This is a genomic window from Corynebacterium sp. LaCa_70 (assembly GCF_058182015.1).
The window spans coordinates 485,684-506,865 of the sequence record NZ_CP190914.1 but is presented as its reverse complement, the minus strand read 5'-3'; the positions used below and the strand labels follow the sequence as shown (position 1 = coordinate 506,865).

Annotated in this window: 21 protein-coding genes and 1 tRNA gene; 6 read left to right on the top strand and 16 right to left on the bottom strand. The window is 58.5% G+C overall.

What is annotated here, in order from left to right; genetic code table 11:
- Positions 1-15: 15 nt before the first annotated feature.
- The 4 genes from acpS to ACP8MI_RS02270 are packed head-to-tail and all read right to left on the bottom strand — an operon-like array spanning position 16 to position 3,510.
- Entirely contained in the window at positions 16-420 is a 405-nt protein-coding gene (gene acpS, locus ACP8MI_RS02285) for a holo-ACP synthase AcpS (RefSeq protein WP_049167461.1), read from the bottom strand.
- A 3-nt stretch (positions 421-423) separates the two neighbouring features.
- Entirely contained in the window at positions 424-1,101 is a 678-nt protein-coding gene (gene bioD, locus ACP8MI_RS02280) for an ATP-dependent dethiobiotin synthetase BioD (RefSeq protein ID WP_201809256.1), read from the bottom strand.
- 24 nt (positions 1,102-1,125) lie between these two features.
- Positions 1,126-2,490, bottom strand: a complete 1,365-nt coding sequence (locus ACP8MI_RS02275) for an adenosylmethionine--8-amino-7-oxononanoate transaminase (RefSeq protein WP_284589723.1) — start codon at positions 2,488-2,490, stop codon at positions 1,126-1,128.
- A 39-nt stretch (positions 2,491-2,529) separates the two neighbouring features.
- The gene (locus ACP8MI_RS02270; protein ID WP_239658258.1) at positions 2,530-3,510 is read right to left on the bottom strand and encodes an SPFH domain-containing protein; all 981 of its coding nucleotides are present in this window, start codon (positions 3,508-3,510) and stop codon (positions 2,530-2,532) included.
- 197 nt (positions 3,511-3,707) lie between these two features.
- On the opposite strand from ACP8MI_RS02270, the gene ACP8MI_RS02265 reads away from it, so the two are divergent.
- Together ACP8MI_RS02265 and ACP8MI_RS02260 are read left to right on the top strand one after the other, a co-directional pair.
- A complete protein-coding gene (locus tag ACP8MI_RS02265; protein WP_239211004.1) occupies positions 3,708-4,544 on the top strand; it encodes an SDR family oxidoreductase in 837 nt (278 codons plus the stop codon).
- A gap of 30 nt (positions 4,545-4,574) precedes the next feature.
- Positions 4,575-5,186 (top strand): class I SAM-dependent methyltransferase, encoded by a 612-nt coding sequence (locus tag ACP8MI_RS02260; protein ID WP_049167457.1) that lies wholly within the window; start codon positions 4,575-4,577, stop codon positions 5,184-5,186.
- A gap of 482 nt (positions 5,187-5,668) precedes the next feature.
- Here ACP8MI_RS02260 and ACP8MI_RS02255 read toward each other — a convergent pair.
- Positions 5,669-5,750: transfer RNA gene (locus ACP8MI_RS02255), tRNA-Leu, on the bottom strand.
- A gap of 72 nt (positions 5,751-5,822) precedes the next feature.
- Between ACP8MI_RS02255 and ACP8MI_RS02250 the strand changes: the two genes are divergently transcribed.
- Together ACP8MI_RS02250 and ACP8MI_RS02245 are read left to right on the top strand one after the other, a co-directional pair.
- Positions 5,823-6,260 (top strand): hypothetical protein, encoded by a 438-nt coding sequence (locus tag ACP8MI_RS02250; RefSeq protein ID WP_049167456.1) that lies wholly within the window; start codon positions 5,823-5,825, stop codon positions 6,258-6,260.
- Positions 6,260-6,622, top strand: coding sequence for a DUF3817 domain-containing protein (locus tag ACP8MI_RS02245; protein WP_049167455.1), 363 nt, complete (start codon positions 6,260-6,262; stop codon positions 6,620-6,622). Before ACP8MI_RS02250 ends, ACP8MI_RS02245 begins: the two co-directional genes overlap by 1 nt.
- A gap of 97 nt (positions 6,623-6,719) precedes the next feature.
- On the opposite strand, the gene ACP8MI_RS02240 is transcribed toward ACP8MI_RS02245, so the two are convergent.
- The 8 genes from ACP8MI_RS02240 to clpS form a co-directional block, all read right to left on the bottom strand.
- On the bottom strand, positions 6,720-7,361 hold the full coding sequence (locus ACP8MI_RS02240) for a non-canonical purine NTP pyrophosphatase (RefSeq protein ID WP_049167454.1): 642 nt from the start codon (positions 7,359-7,361) through the stop codon (positions 6,720-6,722).
- A complete protein-coding gene (gene rph, locus ACP8MI_RS02235) occupies positions 7,361-8,152 on the bottom strand; it encodes a ribonuclease PH (RefSeq protein ID WP_065420621.1) in 792 nt (263 codons plus the stop codon). The genes ACP8MI_RS02240 and rph overlap by 1 nt, the downstream gene beginning before the upstream one ends.
- 31 nt (positions 8,153-8,183) lie before the next feature.
- Positions 8,184-8,957 (bottom strand): MBL fold metallo-hydrolase, encoded by a 774-nt coding sequence (locus ACP8MI_RS02230; protein WP_284589664.1) that lies wholly within the window; start codon positions 8,955-8,957, stop codon positions 8,184-8,186.
- Positions 8,958-9,036: 79 nt separating this feature from the next.
- A complete protein-coding gene (gene murI / locus ACP8MI_RS02225; protein ID WP_018120879.1) occupies positions 9,037-9,870 on the bottom strand; it encodes a glutamate racemase in 834 nt (277 codons plus the stop codon).
- A 154-nt stretch (positions 9,871-10,024) separates the two neighbouring features.
- Positions 10,025-10,735 carry a rhomboid family intramembrane serine protease gene (locus ACP8MI_RS02220; RefSeq protein ID WP_049167450.1) on the bottom strand — a complete coding sequence of 237 codons (711 nt, stop codon included), beginning with the start codon at positions 10,733-10,735 and terminating at the stop codon, positions 10,025-10,027.
- Positions 10,736-10,750: 15 nt separating this feature from the next.
- Positions 10,751-11,839, bottom strand: coding sequence for a P1 family peptidase (locus ACP8MI_RS02215; protein WP_049167449.1), 1,089 nt, complete (start codon positions 11,837-11,839; stop codon positions 10,751-10,753).
- A 14-nt stretch (positions 11,840-11,853) separates the two neighbouring features.
- Positions 11,854-12,387: a DUF2017 domain-containing protein gene (locus ACP8MI_RS02210; RefSeq protein WP_018120876.1), complete on the bottom strand. Its 534-nt coding sequence runs from the start codon at positions 12,385-12,387 to the stop codon at positions 11,854-11,856.
- A gap of 51 nt (positions 12,388-12,438) precedes the next feature.
- Complete coding sequence (clpS, locus tag ACP8MI_RS02205; RefSeq protein WP_026167937.1) at positions 12,439-12,750, bottom strand: ATP-dependent Clp protease adapter ClpS; 312 nt, start codon at positions 12,748-12,750, stop codon at positions 12,439-12,441.
- 191 nt (positions 12,751-12,941) lie between these two features.
- On the opposite strand from clpS, the gene ACP8MI_RS02200 reads away from it, so the two are divergent.
- Positions 12,942-14,285 (top strand): nicotinate phosphoribosyltransferase, encoded by a 1,344-nt coding sequence (locus tag ACP8MI_RS02200; RefSeq protein WP_284571894.1) that lies wholly within the window; start codon positions 12,942-12,944, stop codon positions 14,283-14,285.
- The gene (locus ACP8MI_RS02195; RefSeq protein ID WP_284571895.1) at positions 14,286-16,379 is read left to right on the top strand and encodes an ATP-dependent DNA helicase; all 2,094 of its coding nucleotides are present in this window, start codon (positions 14,286-14,288) and stop codon (positions 16,377-16,379) included.
- Here ACP8MI_RS02195 and serB read toward each other — a convergent pair.
- From serB to nrdF, 3 genes are all read right to left on the bottom strand, one after another.
- On the bottom strand, positions 16,376-17,620 hold the full coding sequence (serB, locus tag ACP8MI_RS02190) for a phosphoserine phosphatase SerB (RefSeq protein WP_082148297.1): 1,245 nt from the start codon (positions 17,618-17,620) through the stop codon (positions 16,376-16,378). The genes ACP8MI_RS02195 and serB overlap by 4 nt on opposite strands.
- Positions 17,621-17,973: 353 nt before the next feature.
- Positions 17,974-19,731 carry an aa3-type cytochrome oxidase subunit I gene (gene ctaD, locus ACP8MI_RS02185; RefSeq protein ID WP_018120870.1) on the bottom strand — a complete coding sequence of 586 codons (1,758 nt, stop codon included), beginning with the start codon at positions 19,729-19,731 and terminating at the stop codon, positions 17,974-17,976.
- Between the two features lie 415 nt (positions 19,732-20,146).
- Positions 20,147-21,130: a class 1b ribonucleoside-diphosphate reductase subunit beta gene (gene nrdF / locus ACP8MI_RS02180; protein ID WP_018120869.1), complete on the bottom strand. Its 984-nt coding sequence runs from the start codon at positions 21,128-21,130 to the stop codon at positions 20,147-20,149.
- Positions 21,131-21,182 lie beyond the last annotated feature (52 nt).

Below are 21,182 nucleotides of genomic sequence, written 5' to 3'. Positions count from 1 at the left end.
TATAACGCTAAAGGCCTAGTAGTACAGCACACAGGTCGCGGTGGCGTAGTCACCATCGTGGCTGATGCTGATGCTGTGCTGGAATTCACCGAGCGCCGTCGTGATTTCTGCCCGCAATTCTGGCGCAAAATCCAGTGCTAATCTGCCCCAGCGATCCGGACGCACCGTGATCGCGGACCACACGATCTCTTCTTCTGCCAACCACGGTGGACTGCCATACCGGGCCTGCGCCCAGGCCTTCACGAATGCTTCTTTCGCCGCCCAGCGACCCGCTAAATGCACATAGCGCCCATGCGCACTGGCCGTCGCGCTGCGCCATTCAAAATCGCTAAACACCCGGCGAAAACTCGACCCCGGCAGCTCCAATTGCTCGCGCAGCCCAGGCACATGCACCAAATCAGTACCGATTGCAATGCGCATGTCTTACAGCCCCATCAGCGGTAATCCCGCCACGGAATGAAAGGCAGGAACACCGAGCTTGTCGACGCGCTCGCGAAATTCTTCCGGTGTGCACGATCCAATGCCCTCCGGCAGGCTAAACCAGAGATTTTTCCCAGTCACCCGGGGCAGTTCCTGCATGTTCAGCTGCGTCGCCAAGTCAGGTTCTTCCGGCACGCTGCCACCAACAAGCCCGGCGACCTCCACACCAGCGGATTCTGCCGTGCGCACCGTCAACTCGGCCATATTCAAACTACCCAGTCCAGTGCTGGTCACCACCACGAGTTTTTCACCTAAGTCTTTGGCCAAATCCAGCGCACTGAAGTCCCGGCCCCGCGCATCCGTGCCCAGGCGCACCAGTAATCCACCAGCACCTTCCACCAAACAGATGCCGTGTTGCGCGCGAAAATCCGAGATCCACTGGCCGACAGCATCTCTATCAGCCTGCGGCATCTCAGCTCGTTTGGCGGCTAGGTTGGGAGCCAACGGGTCCGGGTACTTGCGGTAGACATCCCCGGCAATTCCGGTGAATTTCTCTACGACCCCGGCGTCGTCATCCGCACCAGTCTGCAAAGGCTTGAGCACCGGCTGCTGCCAGGCCCATCCCAGTGCCGCCGCCGCGATGGTCTTGCCGACGCCCGTGCCAGTCCCAGTAATGATCATGCAGATTCCTTTATTCTTGCTGGTTTAGTGTGCAGCCTGCGCAGGGCTGCCGCAGGCTGCAACGATACGCGCTATCGCCCGGCAGATGGTGGCAATCTCGTCGTCAGTGCAAATATACGGTGGCATCGTATAAACCAGCCGCCCGAAGGGACGAATCCACACCCCTGCCGACAGTGCGGCAGCGGTGGCGGTGGCCATGTCCACATCATGGTCCATTTCCACCACGCCGATCGCCCCCAGCACGCGGACGTCGGCCACGCCTGGCATTTCGCGTAGCGGAACCAGCCCGTCGTCAAGCCGAGCCGCAATGCGTGAGACTTGTTCACGCCAGTGGCCTTCCCGGATCATGGCTGTCGCCTCGCTGGCTACTGCACACGCCAACGGGTTGGCCATAAACGTCGGTCCGTGCATCAGCGCTGCAGGCTGCATAGTTTCGGCGATTTCTTTCGTCGCCAACGTGGCTGCCAAGGACATAAAACCACCAGTCAAGGCCTTGCCAACGCACAAAATATCCGGGGTAATTCCAGCAGCATGGGTGGTAAATAGATCGCCGGTACGGCCAAAACCGGTAGCGATTTCATCGGCAATCAAAACGATTCCGTGCTTGGTGCACAGTTCACGGATGCCAACCAGCAACTCGTGGTCGTGAAAGCGCATGCCTCCGGCGCCCTGTACCACTGGTTCGATAATCATCGCGGCGATCTCGTCGGTCATGGCCGCCTCGACCACGCGCAGGTAATCGGCACGCTGCTCTGGGCTAGCACCACGCGTCGGCGGTGCGGGGACAAAAACTTGTTCTTTCACCGTCCCGTTCCACAGCGAGTGCATGCCGCCATCCGGATCGCACACGCTCATCGCCTGGAACGTATCGCCGTGATAGCCCGAGCGCCAGGTCAACAGTTTATTCGGGGTGCTTGTGCTCGTGTTTGTACTCGTGCTGTCGCTGTTTTTACCGCGGGCGTACTGCAACGCCATCTTGATCGCGACTTCCACCGACACCGAACCGGAATCCGAATAAAACACCTGTTGGTAACGGTTTTCGGTCAGAGCTAACAAGTTCTGCGTCAACTGCACGGCAGGTTGGTGTGTCAGCCCGCCGAACATAACGTGACTCATTGCAGAAATCTGGCGCTGAGCCGCATCCACCAAACGCGGGTGGGAATGGCCAAAGCAGGCAGCCCACCACGAACTCATGCCATCAATCACCCACTGTGATTCGGGTTTCACAAGGTGTTCTGCGGTTGTATCCGGTGCTGCGGTGGTGGAGGCGTCGGCAAGCTCGAGATAAATGCCCTCGGTCGAGCGCACCACGCGGGTCGGCTCGCCAGGGGCGGCATACGGGTGCCAAATGTGCTGGGCATCGATCGCGGAAATCTCACTGGCGGGCATCCGGGAAGGCGGCAACGGCGCATCGGTGTCGGGCACGGGCTAGTCCTTCGTGGTGTTGTCGCGCTGCTGGGGAAAGCGCTTGGTCTTCGGGGATTTATGAGCAGCACTCAGCTGCGTCGAGTACAACACATTACGCATGCCATCGAAAAGCTCACCCATACCGCCCGGGTTATTAGGCATGAACATGACATTCGAACCGCCATTACCGGCGACATCAACCATCGCATCCAAATACTGCGAGACCAACATGAGCACTTCCGGGGATTCCTCGATGCCCGCCTCGCGCAACAACTCGTACTGCGCAGCGATACCTTCGACGATCTCTTTGCGCTGATCAGCCACACCACGGCCCTGCAATCGGCGGGCTTCAGCGGCACCTTCGGCCTCTTTGACCACGCGGATCTTTTCGGCTTCTGCCTGCGAGACCGCAGCATCACGTTCACGTTGGGCGGCGTTGATGGCGTTCATGGAATCGCGCACCTTGGAATCCGGGCGAATATCCGTGACCAGGGTATTGACGAAATGCCAACCATATTCCGCCATGTTGTCACGCAGAGATTCCGCCACGTTACGGGCAATATCATCCTTGGAAGAAAACGATTCATCCAACTTCATGCCTGCTACGGAAGAACGCACATTATCCTGCACGTAGGCGATGATCTGCTGTTCGTGATTGGACAGTAAATAGTACGCCTCGCGCTCGCGGCCTTCCACGACTTGGTACTGCACCGCGACGGGGATCTGGACGAAGACATTGTCTTGCGTTTTGGTCTCCACCATCACGTCGAGCTGTTGCACCTGCAACGAGATACGATCACGCACCTTATCGACGAACGGGATTTTGATATTCAGCCCGGCATGCGCGACATGGTGAAATTTGCCCATCCGCTCGATCACGGCGGCCTGCCGGGTTTGCACCGTGAAAATCGAAGACGTGGCCACCAAAATCAGTAATACGAGGAAAATCCCCACCGTCGAAAGCAAAATCATGCGCGTGTCCTTTCCAATAGGTCTACTCATCCCATAGGTCTACTCAAGTGGCTAACTGCGACTGTCGGCTGACAACCCAGAATCAACACACCATGAGCGCCATGCGTACTATCGCTAATCCTTTTCCTATTTAAACGCATTTCCGGTGTCTGCGTAACCCTTTGCTGTATTTCCGCAAACCTGTTAGTTGCAACACAAATAATAAAAATGTGGCGTAGTCTATGAGCATGAGCCCAGCACAGAACAAATCCACCAACCCACAAACCGCAACCAGCAACTCTCCCACCAGGGCCACGCCACGCAGCATTTTCGTGTCCGGGGGCGCAACGGGCATCGGCAAGGCCGTCGCCAAGAAGTTCCTGGACGCAGGGTGGGTGGTCGGCGCCTATGACATTGACGACGAGCGCCTGCAGCAGTTCCAATCCGAATACCCACAGCTCATCATCGGACACCTGGATGTCACCGACGCTGCGCAGTGGGAAGATGCCCTGGCGGATTTCACCGCGCATACCGACGGAACACTAACCGTCCTGGACAACAACGCCGGTGTCATCGGTTTTGGCGATATCACTGAGCAAGACCCTGACCTGATCGCAGCCCAAGTAAGCATCAACTGCACCGGCGTCACCTTAGGCGCACGAGCCGCACACCAGTACTTAAAGAAAACTCCCGGTGCGCACCTGGTGAATATGGGATCGGCATCCTCCATTTACGGGCAACCGCACATCGTCCCATATTCGGCGTCCAAATTTTACGTGCAGGGCTTTAGCCAAGCACTGGATCTGGAGTGGGAAAATGACGATATCCGCGTGGTGAACATCATGCCACTATGGGCAAAAACAAAACTGTCCAGCGGCGATGCACAATCCATCAAACGGCTGGGTGTACACCTGACACCCGAACAAGTCGCGGACAAAATCTGGCAAGCAGTGCACCCATCCCACGGGCTCATCCGCCGCCGCATCATGTATTCGGTAGGCCTGCCGTCGCTGCTTCTTCGCTACGCCGCACGATTTGCACCATCCATTGCGGTGCGGTTTATGAACAAGCTGATCGCGCAGTAAATCACAACGCCCACGCACTAGAATGGAGCCATGCCTACCTGGAATGACCTCACCCGTAACAATCCGTCGCACTCAGAAAACTACGCTGCGCGCTGGAAACGCTTCGTCGCAGAAGGCAAAGACATCGACGGCGAGGCGCGTTTTATCGACGCGTTGAGCCCACGCGGCGCAAGAATTCTCGACGCTGGGTGCGGCACCGGGCGTGCCGGCGGCCCATTGATTGACCGCGGCCACACCGTCGCCGGAATCGATCTGGACCCGGTGCTTATTAACCATGCGAAGCACGATTTCCCGAACGGCGAATGGCACGTCGGCGATCTGGGTTCTACCACTTTGTACGATCAGCCCGAGCTAGGGCACATGCGCGGCAGCTTCGACGTGGTTTTTAGCGTCGGCAACGTACTTGGCTTTATTGATCCAGTAGATCGCGAGCATGCCATCGAGAATCTCTATGCGCCATTGCGCCCGGGCGGTCGCGCAGTATTGGCCTTTGGCGCTGGCCGCGGTTGGGGCTTCAGCGAATTCCTGGATTCGTGTACTGCGGCTGGTTTCGCACAAGATCTGCTGCTATCTAGTTTCAACATCGAGCCATTCGATACTGACTCCGACTTCCTCATCGCAGTTTTGCGTCGTCCGCGATAGCGACCGTGTGCGCCTAGCGAAAATAATTATGTAAGTTCATACATGGTCAACGCTTTTTAAGTATCCCCCAGGGCTGTACCCCCGGAACAAAATCCCCAGCGCAGTACCCGCGGAGCAAAATATGGAAACATTGGATACAAAGAGAGGATGAAGTGTCCCAGGTTTTGTTCCATTTGAGTAGATGGGAAAATCTGGAACATGCCAAAAATATTGACCAGGATGCGAACGGGTGCAAGATCTCCGCGGCCCTGAGTCTTGCCACTTAACTCAGTTGATGGTGCATTTTTACAAATAGTGCGCCTTAAACCCGTCTTTTTTAGTCCCTATTTGCAAAAATGACACAACCTTAGATTCCGAGACCACGAAAAGACGGCGAAAAGAGGTTACCCTGGGTTAAAAGGGAGCCAACGGGCCAACACAGCTTGCAGCACGGCGCGGAACCGCAACGCGGATTAAACCGGGTTAAACGGGGGTTAAAAATGTGCGCCCGGTGAGACTTGAACTCACACGTCCGAAGACACTGGAACCTAAATCCAGCGCGTCTGCCAATTCCGCCACGGGCGCTTGCGAAAATATAGTTTAGCGCACACCACGGCTACCGCCAACTCCGGCACCTAGTTCGGTAACCTTGAAGCCGTGAAGGACTCGCAGAATGACAAGCGCACCACCATCCGCGTGCGGTGGTGGCACATCATCCTGCTCGCCATCGTCGTCATCTGTTTCTTCGGGCTGGCCTGGTGGCAATGGACCCGATTCCAATCCGGTTCCGGCACCTTCCAAAACCTCGGCTACGCACTTCAGTGGCCATTATTCGCGGCCTTTGCGGTATTTGCCTACCGTATGATCCTGCGCTACGAAAACGAGAAACTGGCCGAAGAAAATGACCCCGCGACCGACAACCAGCCCTATGTCGCGGATAGACACAAGCTAGAACAACAAGTCACCGCCATCGACGACGACTTCCTGCCCACCCGACGCAACGATAACGTGGAAGCGTTCAATAAGCTGGCAGACCCGGCAGCGCGTCGTCGACAAGCGCATCAACAGCATTCAACCCAGAAAAAGGACAGCTAGTGAGCACTCAGAAATCCATCAACCCCGAGCGGCAAAAACGCGTGCGCAGCGCACTGACCATTTTCTCGGCGCTAGCATTTATCACTGGTTTCTTCCTGCTGTTCTTGGTCGGCCGCATGATCAGCGAATACATCCTGGGCCTTGAGATCCCCGTGTGGGCGCGCTATATCGGCGTTGCCCATGGTTGGATTTATGCCGGGTTCGTGCTCAGCGTGATCAACCTGGGGCTAAAGGCCCGCTGGGAGCCGGTGAAATGGCTGAGCACCGCACTATCCGGCGTGGTGCCGTTTTTCTCGTTCTGGATGGAAGCCAAACGTCGCAAAGAAATCACTACCCAATTTCAGCTTGCCGACGTCCGGTAGCAGCTCGGTGGCTGTCAGGTAGCAGTCCGGTGACTGTCTTGGTAAAAGGCAGGCACCTGCGAGTCACTGGCTGGCGTCTATGCCACCCATTCACCATTTAGCGCAGCAAATCCGCCAGTGTCGGCACCAGCTGCGCCAACGCCTTGCCCCGGTGCGAGGCGGCGTTTTTCTCTTCCGGGCTTAACTGCGCAGAACTCCGCGCCTGCTCGATGCTGCCGACCTGCGCGATTTCTGTATCCGGGACAAACAGCGGGTCATAACCAAACCCATTTTCCCCGCGCGGGCTGCGCAACAGCTGGCCTTCCCAACGGCCTTCCACCACGTGCTCGGCCCCATCCGGGGTCACCAGCGCGCACACGGACACGAATGCGCAGCTGCGGCGCTCAACCGGGACATCAGCAAGCTGGGCCAATAACAATTCGTTATTCGCAGCATCATTGCCGTGCTCGCCACACCAGCGCGCAGACAACACACCCGGCATGCCATTGAGCTCGTCGACGGCCAGGCCGGAATCATCCGCGATGGTGATAAGCCCGGTGTTTTTCGCCCCAGCGCGCGCTTTAATCAACGCGTTATCGGCGAAAGTACGGCCGTCTTCCACCGGCTCATCATAGGCCGGGGCATCCGCGGTGCCGATAACCTCGACGTCGCCAAGATCGGCCAATTCCGGGGCCTCGGCGACGATCTTACGCAGCTCAGCCAGTTTCTTCTGGTTATTCGAAGCAACCAGGATGCGCACTAGGCATCGCCTCCCCGATCGTCATCATGGGCACCTGACTGCGCACCAGCAGCTACAGGTAACGGCTGTGCCAACGCTTTACGCTGCGCCTCGATCAACTCGTAGCAGCCTTTTTGCGCAACATCGAGCATCTCGTCCAACTCATCACGGCCAAAGACGCCGTTTTCGCCGGTGCCCTGGATCTCCACGAAATCGCCGTGCGCATCCATCACCACGTTCAGGTCGACTTCCGCCCGGGAATCTTCCTCATACGGCAGATCCAGGCACACGTGGCCGTCGATAATGCCCACGGAGATCGCAGCAATCGGATCCAGCAGCGGCTCGCCCGGAACCACACCCTGGTCTTGCAGCACGGCGATGGCGTCGGCAAGCGCCACATAAGCACCAGTGATTGCGGCAGTACGGGTACCACCGTCAGCCTGCAGTACGTCGCAGTCCAGGTTGATGGTGTTCTCGCCCAGCTCACCCAGATCCACCGCGGCACGCAACGCACGGCCCACCAAGCGGGAAATCTCGTGGGTGCGGCCTTTGACTTTGCCGCGCATGGACTCGCGTGGCATACGCTCGTGGGTAGCAGAAGGCAGCATCGCATACTCGGCGGTCAACCAGCCTTCGCCGGAGAATTTCTTGAAACGCGGCACGCCTTCCGACACCGAAGCCGTACACATCACGCGGGTATTACCGAATTCGACCAACACGGAACCAGCCGGGTTGGAGGTAAAACCACGGGTGATGCGCACTGGGCGCAGTTCGTCAAGGGCACGTTGATCAGCTCGCTGAAAATCAGACATGCCTGCCAGCATACCCGCGCGCGGTGCCGGTTTAGAGCGTGTATTCGTTGCCCGGCAAAGCCACCTGGACCGGGCCCGCAAAATAGTTTTCCGCTGCCTGCACGGTCGCGGCAGTATCACCCCAGGGCTGCAGGTGCGTCAACACAAGGTTGCGCACCCCGGCTGCGGTAGCCAGTTCGCCGGCATCAGCACCGGACATGTGCATACCGGAAATTTTATCTGCTGCGCTGGCCCCCCACGCGGCTTCACACAAGAAATATTCGGCGTCGCGCGCGCAATCCACCAAGTCTTCGGTATATGCAGTATCCGCCGAATACGCGATCACCTTGCCGCTGGCGTGATCTTCAATGCGCAGCGCGAAAGTCTCCGTCGGGTGCACGGTGCGATACGGGGTGATCGTGGCTTGTTCAAAAACCTGCGGCACCCCGTGTTGGAAAGGCTGGAACTTGAAAGTATCGGAAAGATCGTCGACCTCGTCCAAGAAATTGCCACTCATCCGACCCAGATGCGTGACCGTGTGGCTGGGCCCCAACAGGCGGTGACGTCGACTAGCGCCCCGAGTGGGATGAAAACGACGCCACACCAGCAAACCGGGAAAATCGCTGCAATGATCTGCATGCATGTGGCTCAGTACCATGTGGCAATCGCCGGGCTCGCCGATTTCTTGTAGCGCAGCGAACACGCCGGAACCAAAATCCACCACAATCGGAGAAGCCGAAGGATCACTAAACGTCAGCAAATACCCGCTGGCCGGATTGCCCGGCGCGGGTACCGATCCAGAAGATCCAAGGACTGTGAGTTTCATGACGTCTATCCCAGTTGCATCCCAGCTTCATCACAGCTGTCAGTTAATCGCTGACAACTTTTTACTCGATTCTCATAGTTTAGGCCTTGCCGACGCCCGTTGCAGATTGAGTGACCTCCCCCACGCCCAGACCCAAAAACCGCTGGGAAAGTTCCGCGAATTTCTCTGGATCGCCCGTAGACTCAAAAACGCGCTGTTGATTTTTCCCGGTAGCCAACAGGTCCAACTCGGTCAGCCGCCGCAGCACATCTTTCGCGGTCTCCTCCGCCGACGAGACCAGCGTGACGCTCTCGCCAATCGCCAGCTGCAGCACACCGGAGAGCAGCGGATAATGTGTGCAGCCCAGCACGAGCGTGTCGACGCCTGCCGATTGCAGCGGTTCCACATAGCCTTGGGCCACCCCCAAAATCTGCCGACCGGAGGTAATACCGCGCTCAACGAAATCCACGAACGACGGGCATGCCACCGCCTGGGCCGTCACCGCCGGGTTGAGCCGGAACATATCTTGGTAGGCACCCGATTTCACGGTTCCTTCGGTACCAATGACGCCGATCTTGCCGTTTCGGGTAGTCGCCATCGCACGACGTACCGCGGGTTGGATAACCTCGACGACGGGGACGTCGTAACGCTCCCGCGCATCATGCAAGAAAGCTGCGGTGGCGGTGTTGCAGGCGATGACCAGCATTTTGCACCCACGTTCCACCAGCTCATCGGCGACCCGCTGGGCGTGGCTTCTCACTTGGGCAATCGGCAATGGGCCATAAGGGCCGTGCGCGGTATCACCGATATACAGCACCGATTCATTCGGCAACTGATCCATGATGGTGCGCGCTACCGTCAACCCACCGACACCGGAGTCAAAAATCCCGATCGGTGCTTCCCGGTCCAGCTCGCGCGGGGTGCGGTTGCTCATGGGCGCAGACAACGTGCTTAGTACGGGGCTCTCGCTGGTGGTCTCGGATGTGCTCACGGGTTGTAGTTTAGCGGCTGCACAAAATCAGGTTACGCAGTCTTGCCGACGCCTACGGGCAGACAGGCAGTCGTGCGCACACGCCCACTGCCGCTGGCTATTTCGTGTTGCGCACCATGAATCCGGCAATGATGCCACCGATGAATCCGCACAGGTGCGCCTGCCAGGACACGCCCGGCATCGTCGGGAAGATCCCCCAGATCAATCCCGAGTACACGCTGGCAATGACCACACCGATCGCCAGTTGTGCCATGCTGCGATTGAAAATGCCGCGCACCAACAAGTAGGCAAACCACCCGTAGAGAACACCTGAAGCACCGATATGCACCGTGCCCACGCCACCGATCAGCCACGTGCCCATGCCTGCAACCAGGGTGATGATCAACGTCGATTTCAGCCACACGTGCTTGCCCGAGGCCGCAATCACGAAAGTGAATAATGCCCCGGGGATGGTATTAGAAATCAAGTGCGCGAAGTTGCCATGAATCAGCGGCGCCGTAAACACCGTCCACCACGCTGTGGTATCCAGCGGGTGGACACCGTAAGCCAGCAGCGATCCGCCGAGCACATACTGGTTGACGATATGCACCGCCCAAATCACGACGACATAGGCCACGGCATAGGATGTGCCCGCTTGTAAACGCTGGCCGACGCCTAGCCGCGCCGGTCCTGCTCCACCGCGGCGGGCCGGTTGGTTCGCGTGATACGGCATCATCCCCCCGGTGTGGCCAGTGTTTCCCGGTCCGGTGTAATTCGGGTTGTACTGGCGGAAACTGTCACGGGGTGGTCGGCGAAAACTTGGTTCCATCGGCTGGTCATTCTCCTAATTCGAGGAATTCGCTGGCTTAGCCAGCTGCGAGTACGTCGGCAAGCCGTAACCGGGTTCCGCATGGACCACGGCATGCACAATGGCATCGCAGACCACCTGGGAACTTGCCGCGCACAGGGCAGTCATCGTTTCTGTGGTCATTGTTTCTGTGGTGCTCGCTGTTTCTTCCAGAGCTGTTTCTTGCGCCGCTGATTCTTCCGACGCTGTTGAGACTGCAAACAGCGTGTCCCCATCCAACGGGCTGTGGGCAGGCCGTACGGCCCAGGAAATCCCATCGTGGCCGCACATCGCCAACCTGCGTAACTGCGCTTTGGCAAGCGGCGCGTTGGTAGCGATCACCCCGATGGTGGTATTCAGTGATGCGGCTGGACTGGGCAGGTCCGCGAATTTTTCCGGGTCCACAGGTGCGCGCTCCGGGGCACCGAACAATCTGCCCGTAGCTGCATCGACGACCTCACCGACGGGGTTGGCTACTACCGCGGCAGAGACCCGGTAGCCTGCAGCTTCCCGGCTGGCTTGGCCGAATCCGCCGCGTAGCTTTCCAGCGGTAGCTCCACAGCCAGCACCGATGTTGCTTGTCGACGCCTTGCTTGCCGACGCTGTGCTTGTCGACACTTTGTTTGTCACCACTGTGCTTGCAGCGCCATCGAAGTTGTCCAACGCACGAGCAGTAGCACGCTGCCCGTCTGCCGCGGTCGGTCGGTGTTGTGGATCGCCTACGGCAAGATCAAAAATCACCGCCGCGGGTACGATCGGCACCACTGGCCCATCGCTATCCGGGCCGAAAACGCGAAAACCAGCCCCGCGTGATTCCAACTCCGCCATCGCGCCGTCGGCAGCAGCCAGCCCATACGCAGAACCGCCGGCCAGCACAATCGCTTGTACCGCACCGACGGTATTTTCTGGCGCCAGCAAGTCTGTCTCGCGGGTTCCGGGGCCGCCGCCGCGCACGTCAACGCTGGCCACCGCGCCTGCACCAGAACCAGCTGCAGCGAAGCTCAGCACACTCACCCCGGTATCACCGAGGCTTACATGCCCGATGCCCACACCGGGGCAAAAGTCCATTTCCGACCGGTTCGACATACGCATCTAGTCTTTTAGTCTTCCATCATGGCGGTGAGCAGCGAATCCTGGTTATACGCCAACCATTCCACCAGCGCATCCCGGTCTGAGATCAGCTCTGAGACTTTCTTATCGGTATTCGCCAGATACAACCGGGCGTCGTTCAGGCCCGCAACAAAGGCCTGCACCTCGGATTCATCCACGCTAATTTCCACACCGTCATTGACCTTTTCGGAGACCAACTGCAGGTTTTGTAGCTTGGCACGCGCAATGTCATTTTCGTGCAACGAACGCAACAGGGAGCGATCGCCGTCGTATTCCTCGTCGCCTTCGCGCTGAAAATCCGGGAACAACCGCGCCAGTGCGGGATCGTCCGGCGCTTCTTTGTGGCCGGAAGGCATATCCATCATCTCAGCCAGCTCGTCTTTCGGCGCGGACTGCGCGCGGGCGATAATCGCTTCCACGACAGCGGCGATAATATCGCCCAGGGCTTCACGCTCAATGGGGTCGAGAACGGTCTGGAATTTCGGGCTGCGTCGCAGGCCCTTCTTCTTACGCCACGGTTGCATGGTCTCGAAAGCTCCTCTAGTCCTTAATTGCTCGGAATATCGCGCCGGGGATTAGCCCGCTTGCTGCATCGTCGCCCACAGCCCAGCGGTGTGCAGCTTTTTCACATCGGCTTCCACCTTATCGCGCTCACCGGAGGTCACCACGGCTTTGCCTTCCGAGTGCACCTGCATCATCAGCTCCTGCGCGCGGGATTTCGAATAACCCAGCACGGTTTGGAACACGTAGGTCACATAGCTCATGAGGTTGACGGGGTCATCCCAGACGATGCACATCCACGGCAGGTTCGCACTCGTAGCAACCTCAACGTCAATTTCTTCATCCAGCTCGGGGCTGGCCATTGGGCTCGATGCGTGCACTTCCATGGCGGAGGTTTCTCGTTCTACAGAAACTTCCGACTCGTGAACCTCAGACTTGCGCGTATTCATGATTGCTAGTTTACTGACTCGCCCCCGCGATTTCTGCGTACTAGAAACCCAAACAGCTCAAGAAGTCTGAAACCTCCGGGGCCGATGAACCCGCGCAACCCTCCCGCAGCCACCAGCCGTCGGCAAGAATGCCGGGTGTATCCTTAGCGAGTGTGAATTCATTGCAGCATCCTGCCGCTTCCACCGCGCTATTAACCGATAAATACGAGCTGACGATGCTCGAAGCCGCGCTTGCCGACGGCACCGCCTTCCGCAACGTCACCTTCGAGGTTTTCACCCGGCGCTTGCCCACCGAGCGCCGCTACGGCATCGTCGCTGGCACGGCGCGAGTGCTGGAAGCAATCCGCGATTTCCGCTTCACTGAAAAACAACTGGAACAGCTCGATTTCCTGCAACCGGAAACCATCGAGTACCTGCGTAATTATCGTTTCCGCGGCCAGGTAGATGGCTACCGCGAAGGCGAGCTCTACTTCCCGTCTTCCCCCATTGTGACGGTCCGCGGGACCTTCGCCGAATGCGTCGTATTGGAAACCGTCGTGCTGTCCATTTTGAACGCGGATTCTGCTGTGGCCTCTGCCGCTGCCCGCATGGTCTGCGCTGCGGACGGGCGCTTCATGCTGGAAATGGGCTCGCGGCGCACCCACGAATACGCTGCGGTCACTGCTGCCCGCGCGGCTTATCTCGCTGGGTTCGACGCCACCTCTAACCTGGAAGCTGCCAGCCGCTACGGCATTCCGGCGCAGGGCACAGCCGCGCACGCATGGACCCTGTTACACGTCGACGAGAACGGCCAGCCGGATGAAAAATCGGCTTTTGCTGCGCAGGTGCAACGCCACGGTGCATCGACGACGCTACTGGTCGATACCTTCGATATCACCCAGGGAGTAGAAAACGCGGTCGCTGTTGCGGGCACGGAGCTTGGCGGCGTGCGTATCGACTCCGGCGACTTGGGCGCACTAACCCGCCGGGTGCGCAAACAGCTTGATGGGCTCGGAGCGACCAACACCAAAATCGTGGTCTCTTCTGACCTGGATGAATTCGCCATCGCTGGTTTGCGCGGTGACCCCGTCGATGTCTTCGGCGTCGGCACCTCCGTGGTCACTGGCTCTGGCTCACCGACGGCATCGCTGGTGTACAAGCTGGTGGAAGTCGAGGGCAAACCCGTTTCGAAACGTTCGTCCGGAAAAGTCTCCGACGGCGGCACCAAAGCCGGCGTGCGCACGTACCGTGAAACCGGAGTGGCCGTGGAAGAAATCATCTACCCGCTTGGCGGCGAGATACCTGCGCATTCCGGTACAGAAATCCGCGAATTGACGGTTCCATTGATCCGCGACGGCGAGATCGTCGACGGCCTGGATGATCTGCATGCCTCCCGCGAACTAGTCTCAGCAGGCATCGCCAGCCTGCCGTGGGAAGGGTTGGCTTTGGGCCGTGGTGAACCTGCGGTACCGACGCGTCTGGCTGGGTTCTAAATGGAGCCTGCCAGCACTAGCAACAGCACCGGGAACAACGCCAGCAACGGCACCACCAGCACCGAAGAACTTCTCGCCACTGCCGTGAGCGGTTTCGGTGGTGCAGATCGGCCGGGCCAGCGGCGGATGGCCAACGCCGTCGAATCCGCCCTAGGTTCCGGGCGCCACTTGGCAGTCCAGGCCGGCACCGGCACCGGAAAATCCCTGGCCTACCTGGTCCCGGCGTTTCGCCACGCGCAAGAAACCGATACCTGCGTCATCGTGTCCACCGCGACCCTGGCTTTGCAGCGCCAGCTCATCGAACGCGACCTACCTCGGCTAGCCGACGCCCTGGAGCCTGTGATGGAACGGCGGCCAACGTTCGCAATTATGAAGGGCCGGTCCAACTACCTGTGCATGAACAAAATCGCGCAAGCCCAACTGGAACCGGAATTAGAAGCTGCTGCCGAAGATGCGGCTGCAGCTGCCACTGATGCCGCTGCAGCTACCGGGCATACAGCCGAAGAAGCTGCCAGCGAAACCCCCGCACGCTCCGGCAACCCGCAACCAATCACCTGGCTAGGCAAACAAATCGCCACCCTGCACAACTGGGCCCAAGAAACCGAGACCGGCGACCGCGATGACCTAGACACCAGCGTCAGCGATGCCGCCTGGCGGCACGTTTCTGTCAGCTCCCAAGAATGCCTCGGCGCTTCGCGCTGCCCACACGGCGTAGAGTGTTTCGCCGAACTCGCCCGCCAGGAAGCCCGCGAAGTCGACGTCGTCGTCACGAACCACGCCATGCTCGCCATCGACGCCATCTCGGAGATCGATACCCTCCCCGAACACGAGTGCGTCATCATCGACGAGGCCCACGAACTCGACGCCCGGATTACTTCTGCAACCACAGCGGAACTCTCCCCGCGCTCGCTAACGCTGGCCGCTAATCGCGCCGGGCCGCTTGGCGCGGAAGGCAAGGATTCCCGTCTGAAGGATCTCGCCGAGCAATGGCGGATTACCACAGAAGATCTTCCCGACGGGCGCTGGACGGAATTGGATCAGGCCGCGGATTCAGAACTGAGCGCCATCGCGGAGCTGTTGTCGTCGCTGCGTGCCACCTTGAAAGACGCCCCAGAAGGCGAAGCCACCAACGAACCAGAAACCGCCGCCGAGCGCAATAATCTGCGCAATCACTTGGCCACACTCGAAGAGACCGTGCACCGGATCCAGGAAGTCTTCGATACCGACGACCCGGCCGCCCAAGACGATGTGGTCTGGTTGGATCGCAATGAGCGCTACGGCGACACACTGCAGGTCGCCCCGTTGTCGGTGGCGGATTTGCTGCGGGATCGGCTCTTCGGCGAAAACACCGTGGTGCTGACCTCTGCCACGCTCACCTTGGGCGGGCGTTTCGACGCCATGGGTGCACAGTGGGGTTTGCCCAAGGGTAAGTGGGACAGCTTGGATGCTGGCACCCCGTTCAATCCGGCAAAGTCCGGGATTTTGTATGCTCCGAAGCATCTGCCGCAGCCGGGCCGAGATGGCCTGGCACCAGAAACACTGGAAGAGATGCGCGAGCTGATCATGGCGGCCGGTGGGCGCACGCTGGGCTTGTTTTCGTCGAAACGCGCAGCAGTGCAGGCGGCCGACGAGTTGCGCCCGAAGTTGCCTTTCCCGGTCTATGTGCAGGGCGAGGATTCGATTGGAGCGCTCGTCGAAAAGTTTGCGGCAAAAGAGCACTCGGTGCTGTTTGGCACTTTGACGCTGTGGCAAGGCGTGGACGTGCCCGGCAAGGCGTGCTCGCTGGTGTTGATGGATCGCATCCCGTTTCCGCGGCCCGATAATCCACTGCTGCAAGCGCGCTCGGAGGCAGCCCAAGCAGCGGGACGAAACGGTTTTATGGAAGTCTCTGCTACCCATGCCGCGCTGTTGATGGCGCAGGGTGCGGGGCGTTTGTTGCGGTCGGTGACCGACCGCGGTGTGGTCGCGGTTTTGGACAACCGTGTGGTCACGAAACGCTACGGGCAGTTTTTATTATCGTCGCTGCCGCCTTTTTGGCGCACCCAAGATAAAAACACGGTGCTGGGTGCGCTGAAAAGGTTGGTGCAAAGCTAGTCCAATGCGACGCGACGGTAGCTGCCGTCTTCGCGGTCCGAGGTATCGATCTCTGTGCGTGGGATGCCCATGATGTAGAGCACCTCATCCAAAAACGGGTGGCTTACCGACGTATCCGCGATTTCCCGCAATGCCGGCTTCGCATTGAAGGCCACACCCAGACCAGCGGCAGAGATCATGTCGATGTCATTGGCACCGTCGCCGACAGCCACGGTTTGTGCCATCGTCAGGCCCGAATCAGCCGCAAATTCCGCCAAGAAGTTTGCTTTCGCGGCCCGATCCACCACTTGGCCAATCACCCGGCCTGTGAGCTTGCCGTTTTCAATCTCCAGGGTGTTTGCCCGCACGTAATCCAGCTCAAGTTCTTCCGCGAGATCCTCCAAGACCTGAATAAAGCCACCAGAGACCACCGCAGTGCGGTAGCCCATGCGGTTCAGCGTGCGCAGCGTGGTGCGCGCACCTGGGGTTAGTTCGATGGCGTCAGCAACCTCCTGCACCACAGAGGCGTCCAATCCGGCCAGTGCCTTCACTCGCTCACGCAGCGATTCTTCAAAGTCCAACTCACCGCGCATCGCTCGCTCGGTCACCTCTGCTACTTCCGCTTCCCTTCCCGCGTGTGCAGCCAACATTTCGATGACCTCACCGGTAATCAGCGTGGAATCGCAGTCGAAGCAGACCAATCGTTTACCGCGACGCGCCAAGCCAGCACGCTCGATAGCGATATCGACGCCCAGGTTGCTGGTCAGTTGCGCTAAAGCGGCGCGTAGGTTTTCACTAGCACCTGGTGCTGGGTTGGCCACCGAGACGAAAATTTCTAGCCCGGTCACTGGATAATCGGCGATGCCGCGCATGCGGTCGATATTCGCGCCGTGCTTCGCCAAGGTCGCACCGATCGCCGAAATCGCCTGTGCCGTGACCGGATTACCTAACACCACGACCACGTGGGTGGAACGCGGGGCAGGCGCAGGAGTCCCTTCGTTCGTAGCCGAATACTCAATGGTCACCTGCTGGCCCAGCGGAGTTAATGCATCAGTCAATGCCTCGGATAGTTCTGCGAAATATTCGTCTTTGATTCCGGTGAATGCTGCCAGTTGCAAATGGCCCAAGAATTCCGACTGCTGTACGTCCAAGAGCTGGACTCCGTAATGAGCGAGCACGCGGAAAAATTCCGCGGAGACACCTTTTTGGTCTTTGCCGCTGACGATTACTACTGCAGAACGAAGCCCCTCCTGCAAACGCACGGTGGGCTCAACTTTCGTAGCCACCGTGGCCGCCGTGCCCGCCGTGGCGGCCGTAGCCGTCGCGGGTGTTGTAGCCGTCGTGTGCGTCGTGTCGGGCTCTGGTTGGTTCACAGGTTCCTCAATTCTGTTACGCGATAACGAAATGTTGCCGGTCCGGCCGTTTCTAGAATAAGCGAAACCCCCGCTGCCCACTAGGAGTGGATGGGCGCGGGGGTTGGCTTGCTAGCAGGTACTAGTTGGTTCTGGCGCAACCGCTGTGGCTGTTTTGCCCAGAACCATACCGTTTAATTCTGCTGTGCCTAGGTGCAACGCGAGAACGTGTTTTCCGCACGCTCTTGCATTGCTTGTATGCACTAGCTTTTGGCGTGTGCACCTGCCGGTTGTGCAACCTGACGTGGGTCTTCGTGTGCTCCGGACTCGTGAGCACCAGAGTGTGCTTCGGCGCGCATACGCTCGACCATGTGTGGGTAGTGCAGCTCGAATGCTGGACGCTCCGAACGGATGCGAGGCATCGACACGAAGTTGTGGCGTGGTGGTGGGCACGAGGTTGCCCACTCCAGGGAGTTGCCGTAGCCCCATGGATCGTCGACGGTGACGACCTCACCGTAGCGCCAGGACTTAAAGACGTTCCATACCAGTGGGATAACAGAGGCACCCAGCACGAAGGCGAAGACGGTGGAGATCTGGTTGTAGATGGTGAATCCGTCAGAGTCCAGGTAGTCAGCGTAACGACGTGGCATACCCATGTTGCCGACCCAGTGCTGCACCAGGAAGGTGCCGTGGAAGCCGATGAAGGTCAACCAGAAGTGGATCTTGCCGAGGCGCTCGTCCAGCATACGACCGGTCATCTTCGGGAACCAGAAGTACAGACCTGCGAAGGCGGAGAACACAACGGTACCGAACAGGGTGTAGTGGAAGTGAGCGATCAGGAAGTAGGACTCTGCCAGGTGGAAATCCAGTGGTGGCGAAGCCAGCATGACACCGGTCATACCACCGAACAGGAAGGTGGTCAAAAAGCCCATGGCCCAGATCATTGGGGTTTCCCAAGTGATGTGGCCCTTCCACATGGTGCCGACCCAGTTGAAGAACTTCATACCGGTTGGGATGGCGATCAGGAAGGTCATGAACGAGAAGAACGGCAGCAAGATGGCGCCGGTAACGAACATGTGGTGTGCCCACACTGCCATCGACATACCACCGATGGAGAGCGTCGCGAAGACCAAGCCGATGTAGCCGAAGACTGGCTTGCGGGAAAAGACTGGAACGATCTCGGAGATCACACCGAAGAATGGGATCGCCAGAACGTACACCTCTGGGTGGCCGAAGAACCAGAACAGGTGCTGCCACAGGATGGCGCCACCGTTGGCAGGCTCGTAGATGTGGCCGCCGAGCTGGCGGTCATACAAAACACCCAGTGCGGCAGCGGTCAGAACTGGGAAGATCATCAGCGCCAGGATGGCGGCAACCATGATGGTCCAGCAGAACACTGGCATACGGAACATGGTCATGCCCGGTGCGCGCAGAGTCAGCAGGGTGGTCAGCATGTTCACGGCCGAAGCGATGGTACCGACACCGGTAGCGCCAACACCGACGATCCAGAAGTCAGCGCCCAAACCTGGGGTGTGGATCGAGTCCGCCAAAGGCATGTACATCGTCCAACCGAAGTCAGCGGCACCACCTGGGGTCAGGAACCCAGCCAGCATGACGAAGCCACCGATGGTGGTGATCCAGAAACCAAAGGCGTTCAGTCGCGGGAAAGCCACATCTGGTGCGCCGATCTGCAGCGGCAGGATGTAGTTAGCGAAACCCCACACAACCGGGGTAGCGAACAGCAGCAGCATCACGGTGCCGTGCATAGTGAACAGCTGGTTGAACTGCTCGTTGGACAGCATCTGCAGGCCAGGGGTGAACAATTCGGCACGGATCAACAGTGCCATCAAACCACCGAGGAAGAAGAAGCTGAAGGACATGATCAAGTACATGATGCCCAGCTGCTTGTGGTCGGTGGTTGAAAGAATTGTCAAAGCCTTAGACCCGGTGCGTTCATGCCCCGTTGGCTGGGGGCGAGTTGGCTCGACGTAATCATCAAGCCGTGGCGCCACAGCGGTCATAATTCCTCCTAATTACGAAAGCATTTGCCGCGCCAGCAGCACGACTCTTAAGAGCACGCTGAAGGTGCAGAAAATGCCAATTAATTACGTGTATTTATATTAGGTCACTGCGAGCTTTTTAGGTAACCACTGAGTGTTTTTGTTTCTGTGCTCGCCACGGCATCAATCAGCCGGTTTACCTAGCCTTAGCCAGGCTCTTTTCGATGACTACTCCCCCACCGCCACGGTTATTGTCCCTATAGACTGCTTAAGTGCGAGAACGCGAAAAACCCCACCAGCCATACCGGGTCAGGTGGCTAGGTCTGAAGCACATGCTCCGTGAGCCACCCCACTGTGACTGTTGAGGTTTGTGTGAAAAGTTCGACTTTCCGGAACTAATCCGTTCCCCCGGTTGGTGTCAAACTTTCGACGGGTCTTAGAAATCCCAATCGTCGTCGGTTGTCAGCTCCGCTTTGCCCATGACATAAGAGGAACCGGAGCCGGAGAAGAAATCGTGGTTTTCGTCGGCATTCGGCGCCAACGCCGACAAGATTTCTGGGGACACGCGAGTCTCATCAGCCGGGAACATGCCCTCGTAACCGAGGTTATTCAGCGCCTTGTTCGCGTTGTAGCGCAAGAAACGCTTGACGTCTTCGGTCCAACCGAGCTCGTCGTAAAGATCCTCGGTGTACTGCATCTCGTTTTCGTAGAGCTCATAAAGAAGCTCGAAGGTGTAGTTCTTGAGCTCTTCCTGACGCTCTGGCGATTGCTTTTTCACCGACTGCTGGTACTTATAGCCAATGTAATAACCGTGTACGGCCTCGTCGCGAATGATCAACCGGATGATATCCGCGGTGTTCGTCAGCTTCGCACGCGAGGACCAATACATGGGCAAGTAGAACCCGGAATAAAACAAGAACGATTCCAGGATCGTCGAAGCGACCTTGCGCTTGTCCGGATCATCGCCGTGGTAGTAGTCCAACACGATGCGTGCCTTGCGCTGCAAACGCTCGTTTTCTTCCGACCACCGGAACGCGTCATTGATCATCGGCGTCGGAGCCAACGTCATGAAGATATTGGAATACGATTTCGCGTGCACCGATTCCATGAACGCGATATTCGTCATCACGGCTTCTTCATGCTGCGTTTGGCAATCCGGCAGCATGCTCACCGCACCAACGGTGCCTTGGATGGTGTCCAGCAGCGTCAAGCCGGTAAAGACCCGCATGGTGGTCTCTTTTTCTTTTTCCGTCAGCGTCTTCCACGTCGGAATATCGTTGGATACCGGAACCTTTTCTGGCAACCAGAAGTTACCGGTCAGTCGATCCCAGACTTCCTGATCCTTATCGTCCGGGATAGTGTTCCAGTTGATGGCTTTGACCGGCTTGTTCGGGTCAATATGCGCAGTACCAGGAGCCATGGGAGCCCTTCCTCCGTCGCGGATGTGTGCAGTAAAATTGGGCTCGAATACT

What these genes read in the sequence shown, in the direction of transcription:
- acpS (WP_049167461.1), bottom strand. Translation starts at nt 420, where the DNA reads ATGCGCATTGCAATCGGTACTGATTTGGTGCATGTGCCTGGGCTGCGC.
- bioD (WP_201809256.1), bottom strand. Translation starts at nt 1,101, where the DNA reads ATGATCATTACTGGGACTGGCACGGGCGTCGGCAAGACCATCGCGGCG.
- ACP8MI_RS02275 (WP_284589723.1), bottom strand. Translation starts at nt 2,490, where the DNA reads ATGCCCGCCAGTGAGATTTCCGCGATCGATGCCCAGCACATTTGGCAC.
- ACP8MI_RS02270 (WP_239658258.1), bottom strand. Translation starts at nt 3,510, where the DNA reads ATGAGTAGACCTATTGGAAAGGACACGCGCATGATTTTGCTTTCGACG.
- ACP8MI_RS02265 (WP_239211004.1), top strand. Translation starts at nt 3,708, where the DNA reads ATGAGCCCAGCACAGAACAAATCCACCAACCCACAAACCGCAACCAGC.
- ACP8MI_RS02260 (WP_049167457.1), top strand. Translation starts at nt 4,575, where the DNA reads ATGCCTACCTGGAATGACCTCACCCGTAACAATCCGTCGCACTCAGAA.
- rph (WP_065420621.1), bottom strand. Translation starts at nt 8,152, where the DNA reads ATGTCTGATTTTCAGCGAGCTGATCAACGTGCCCTTGACGAACTGCGC.
- ACP8MI_RS02230 (WP_284589664.1), bottom strand. Translation starts at nt 8,957, where the DNA reads ATGAAACTCACAGTCCTTGGATCTTCTGGATCGGTACCCGCGCCGGGC.
- murI (WP_018120879.1), bottom strand. Translation starts at nt 9,870, where the DNA reads ATGAGCAACCGCACCCCGCGCGAGCTGGACCGGGAAGCACCGATCGGG.
- ACP8MI_RS02220 (WP_049167450.1), bottom strand. Translation starts at nt 10,735, where the DNA reads ATGGAACCAAGTTTTCGCCGACCACCCCGTGACAGTTTCCGCCAGTAC.
- ACP8MI_RS02215 (WP_049167449.1), bottom strand. Translation starts at nt 11,839, where the DNA reads ATGTCGAACCGGTCGGAAATGGACTTTTGCCCCGGTGTGGGCATCGGG.
- ACP8MI_RS02210 (WP_018120876.1), bottom strand. Translation starts at nt 12,387, where the DNA reads ATGCAACCGTGGCGTAAGAAGAAGGGCCTGCGACGCAGCCCGAAATTC.
- clpS (WP_026167937.1), bottom strand. Translation starts at nt 12,750, where the DNA reads ATGGAAGTGCACGCATCGAGCCCAATGGCCAGCCCCGAGCTGGATGAA.
- ACP8MI_RS02200 (WP_284571894.1), top strand. Translation starts at nt 12,942, where the DNA reads ATGCCGGGTGTATCCTTAGCGAGTGTGAATTCATTGCAGCATCCTGCC.
- ACP8MI_RS02195 (WP_284571895.1), top strand. Translation starts at nt 14,286, where the DNA reads ATGGAGCCTGCCAGCACTAGCAACAGCACCGGGAACAACGCCAGCAAC.
- ctaD (WP_018120870.1), bottom strand. Translation starts at nt 19,731, where the DNA reads ATGACCGCTGTGGCGCCACGGCTTGATGATTACGTCGAGCCAACTCGC.
- nrdF (WP_018120869.1), bottom strand. Translation starts at nt 21,130, where the DNA reads ATGGCTCCTGGTACTGCGCATATTGACCCGAACAAGCCGGTCAAAGCC.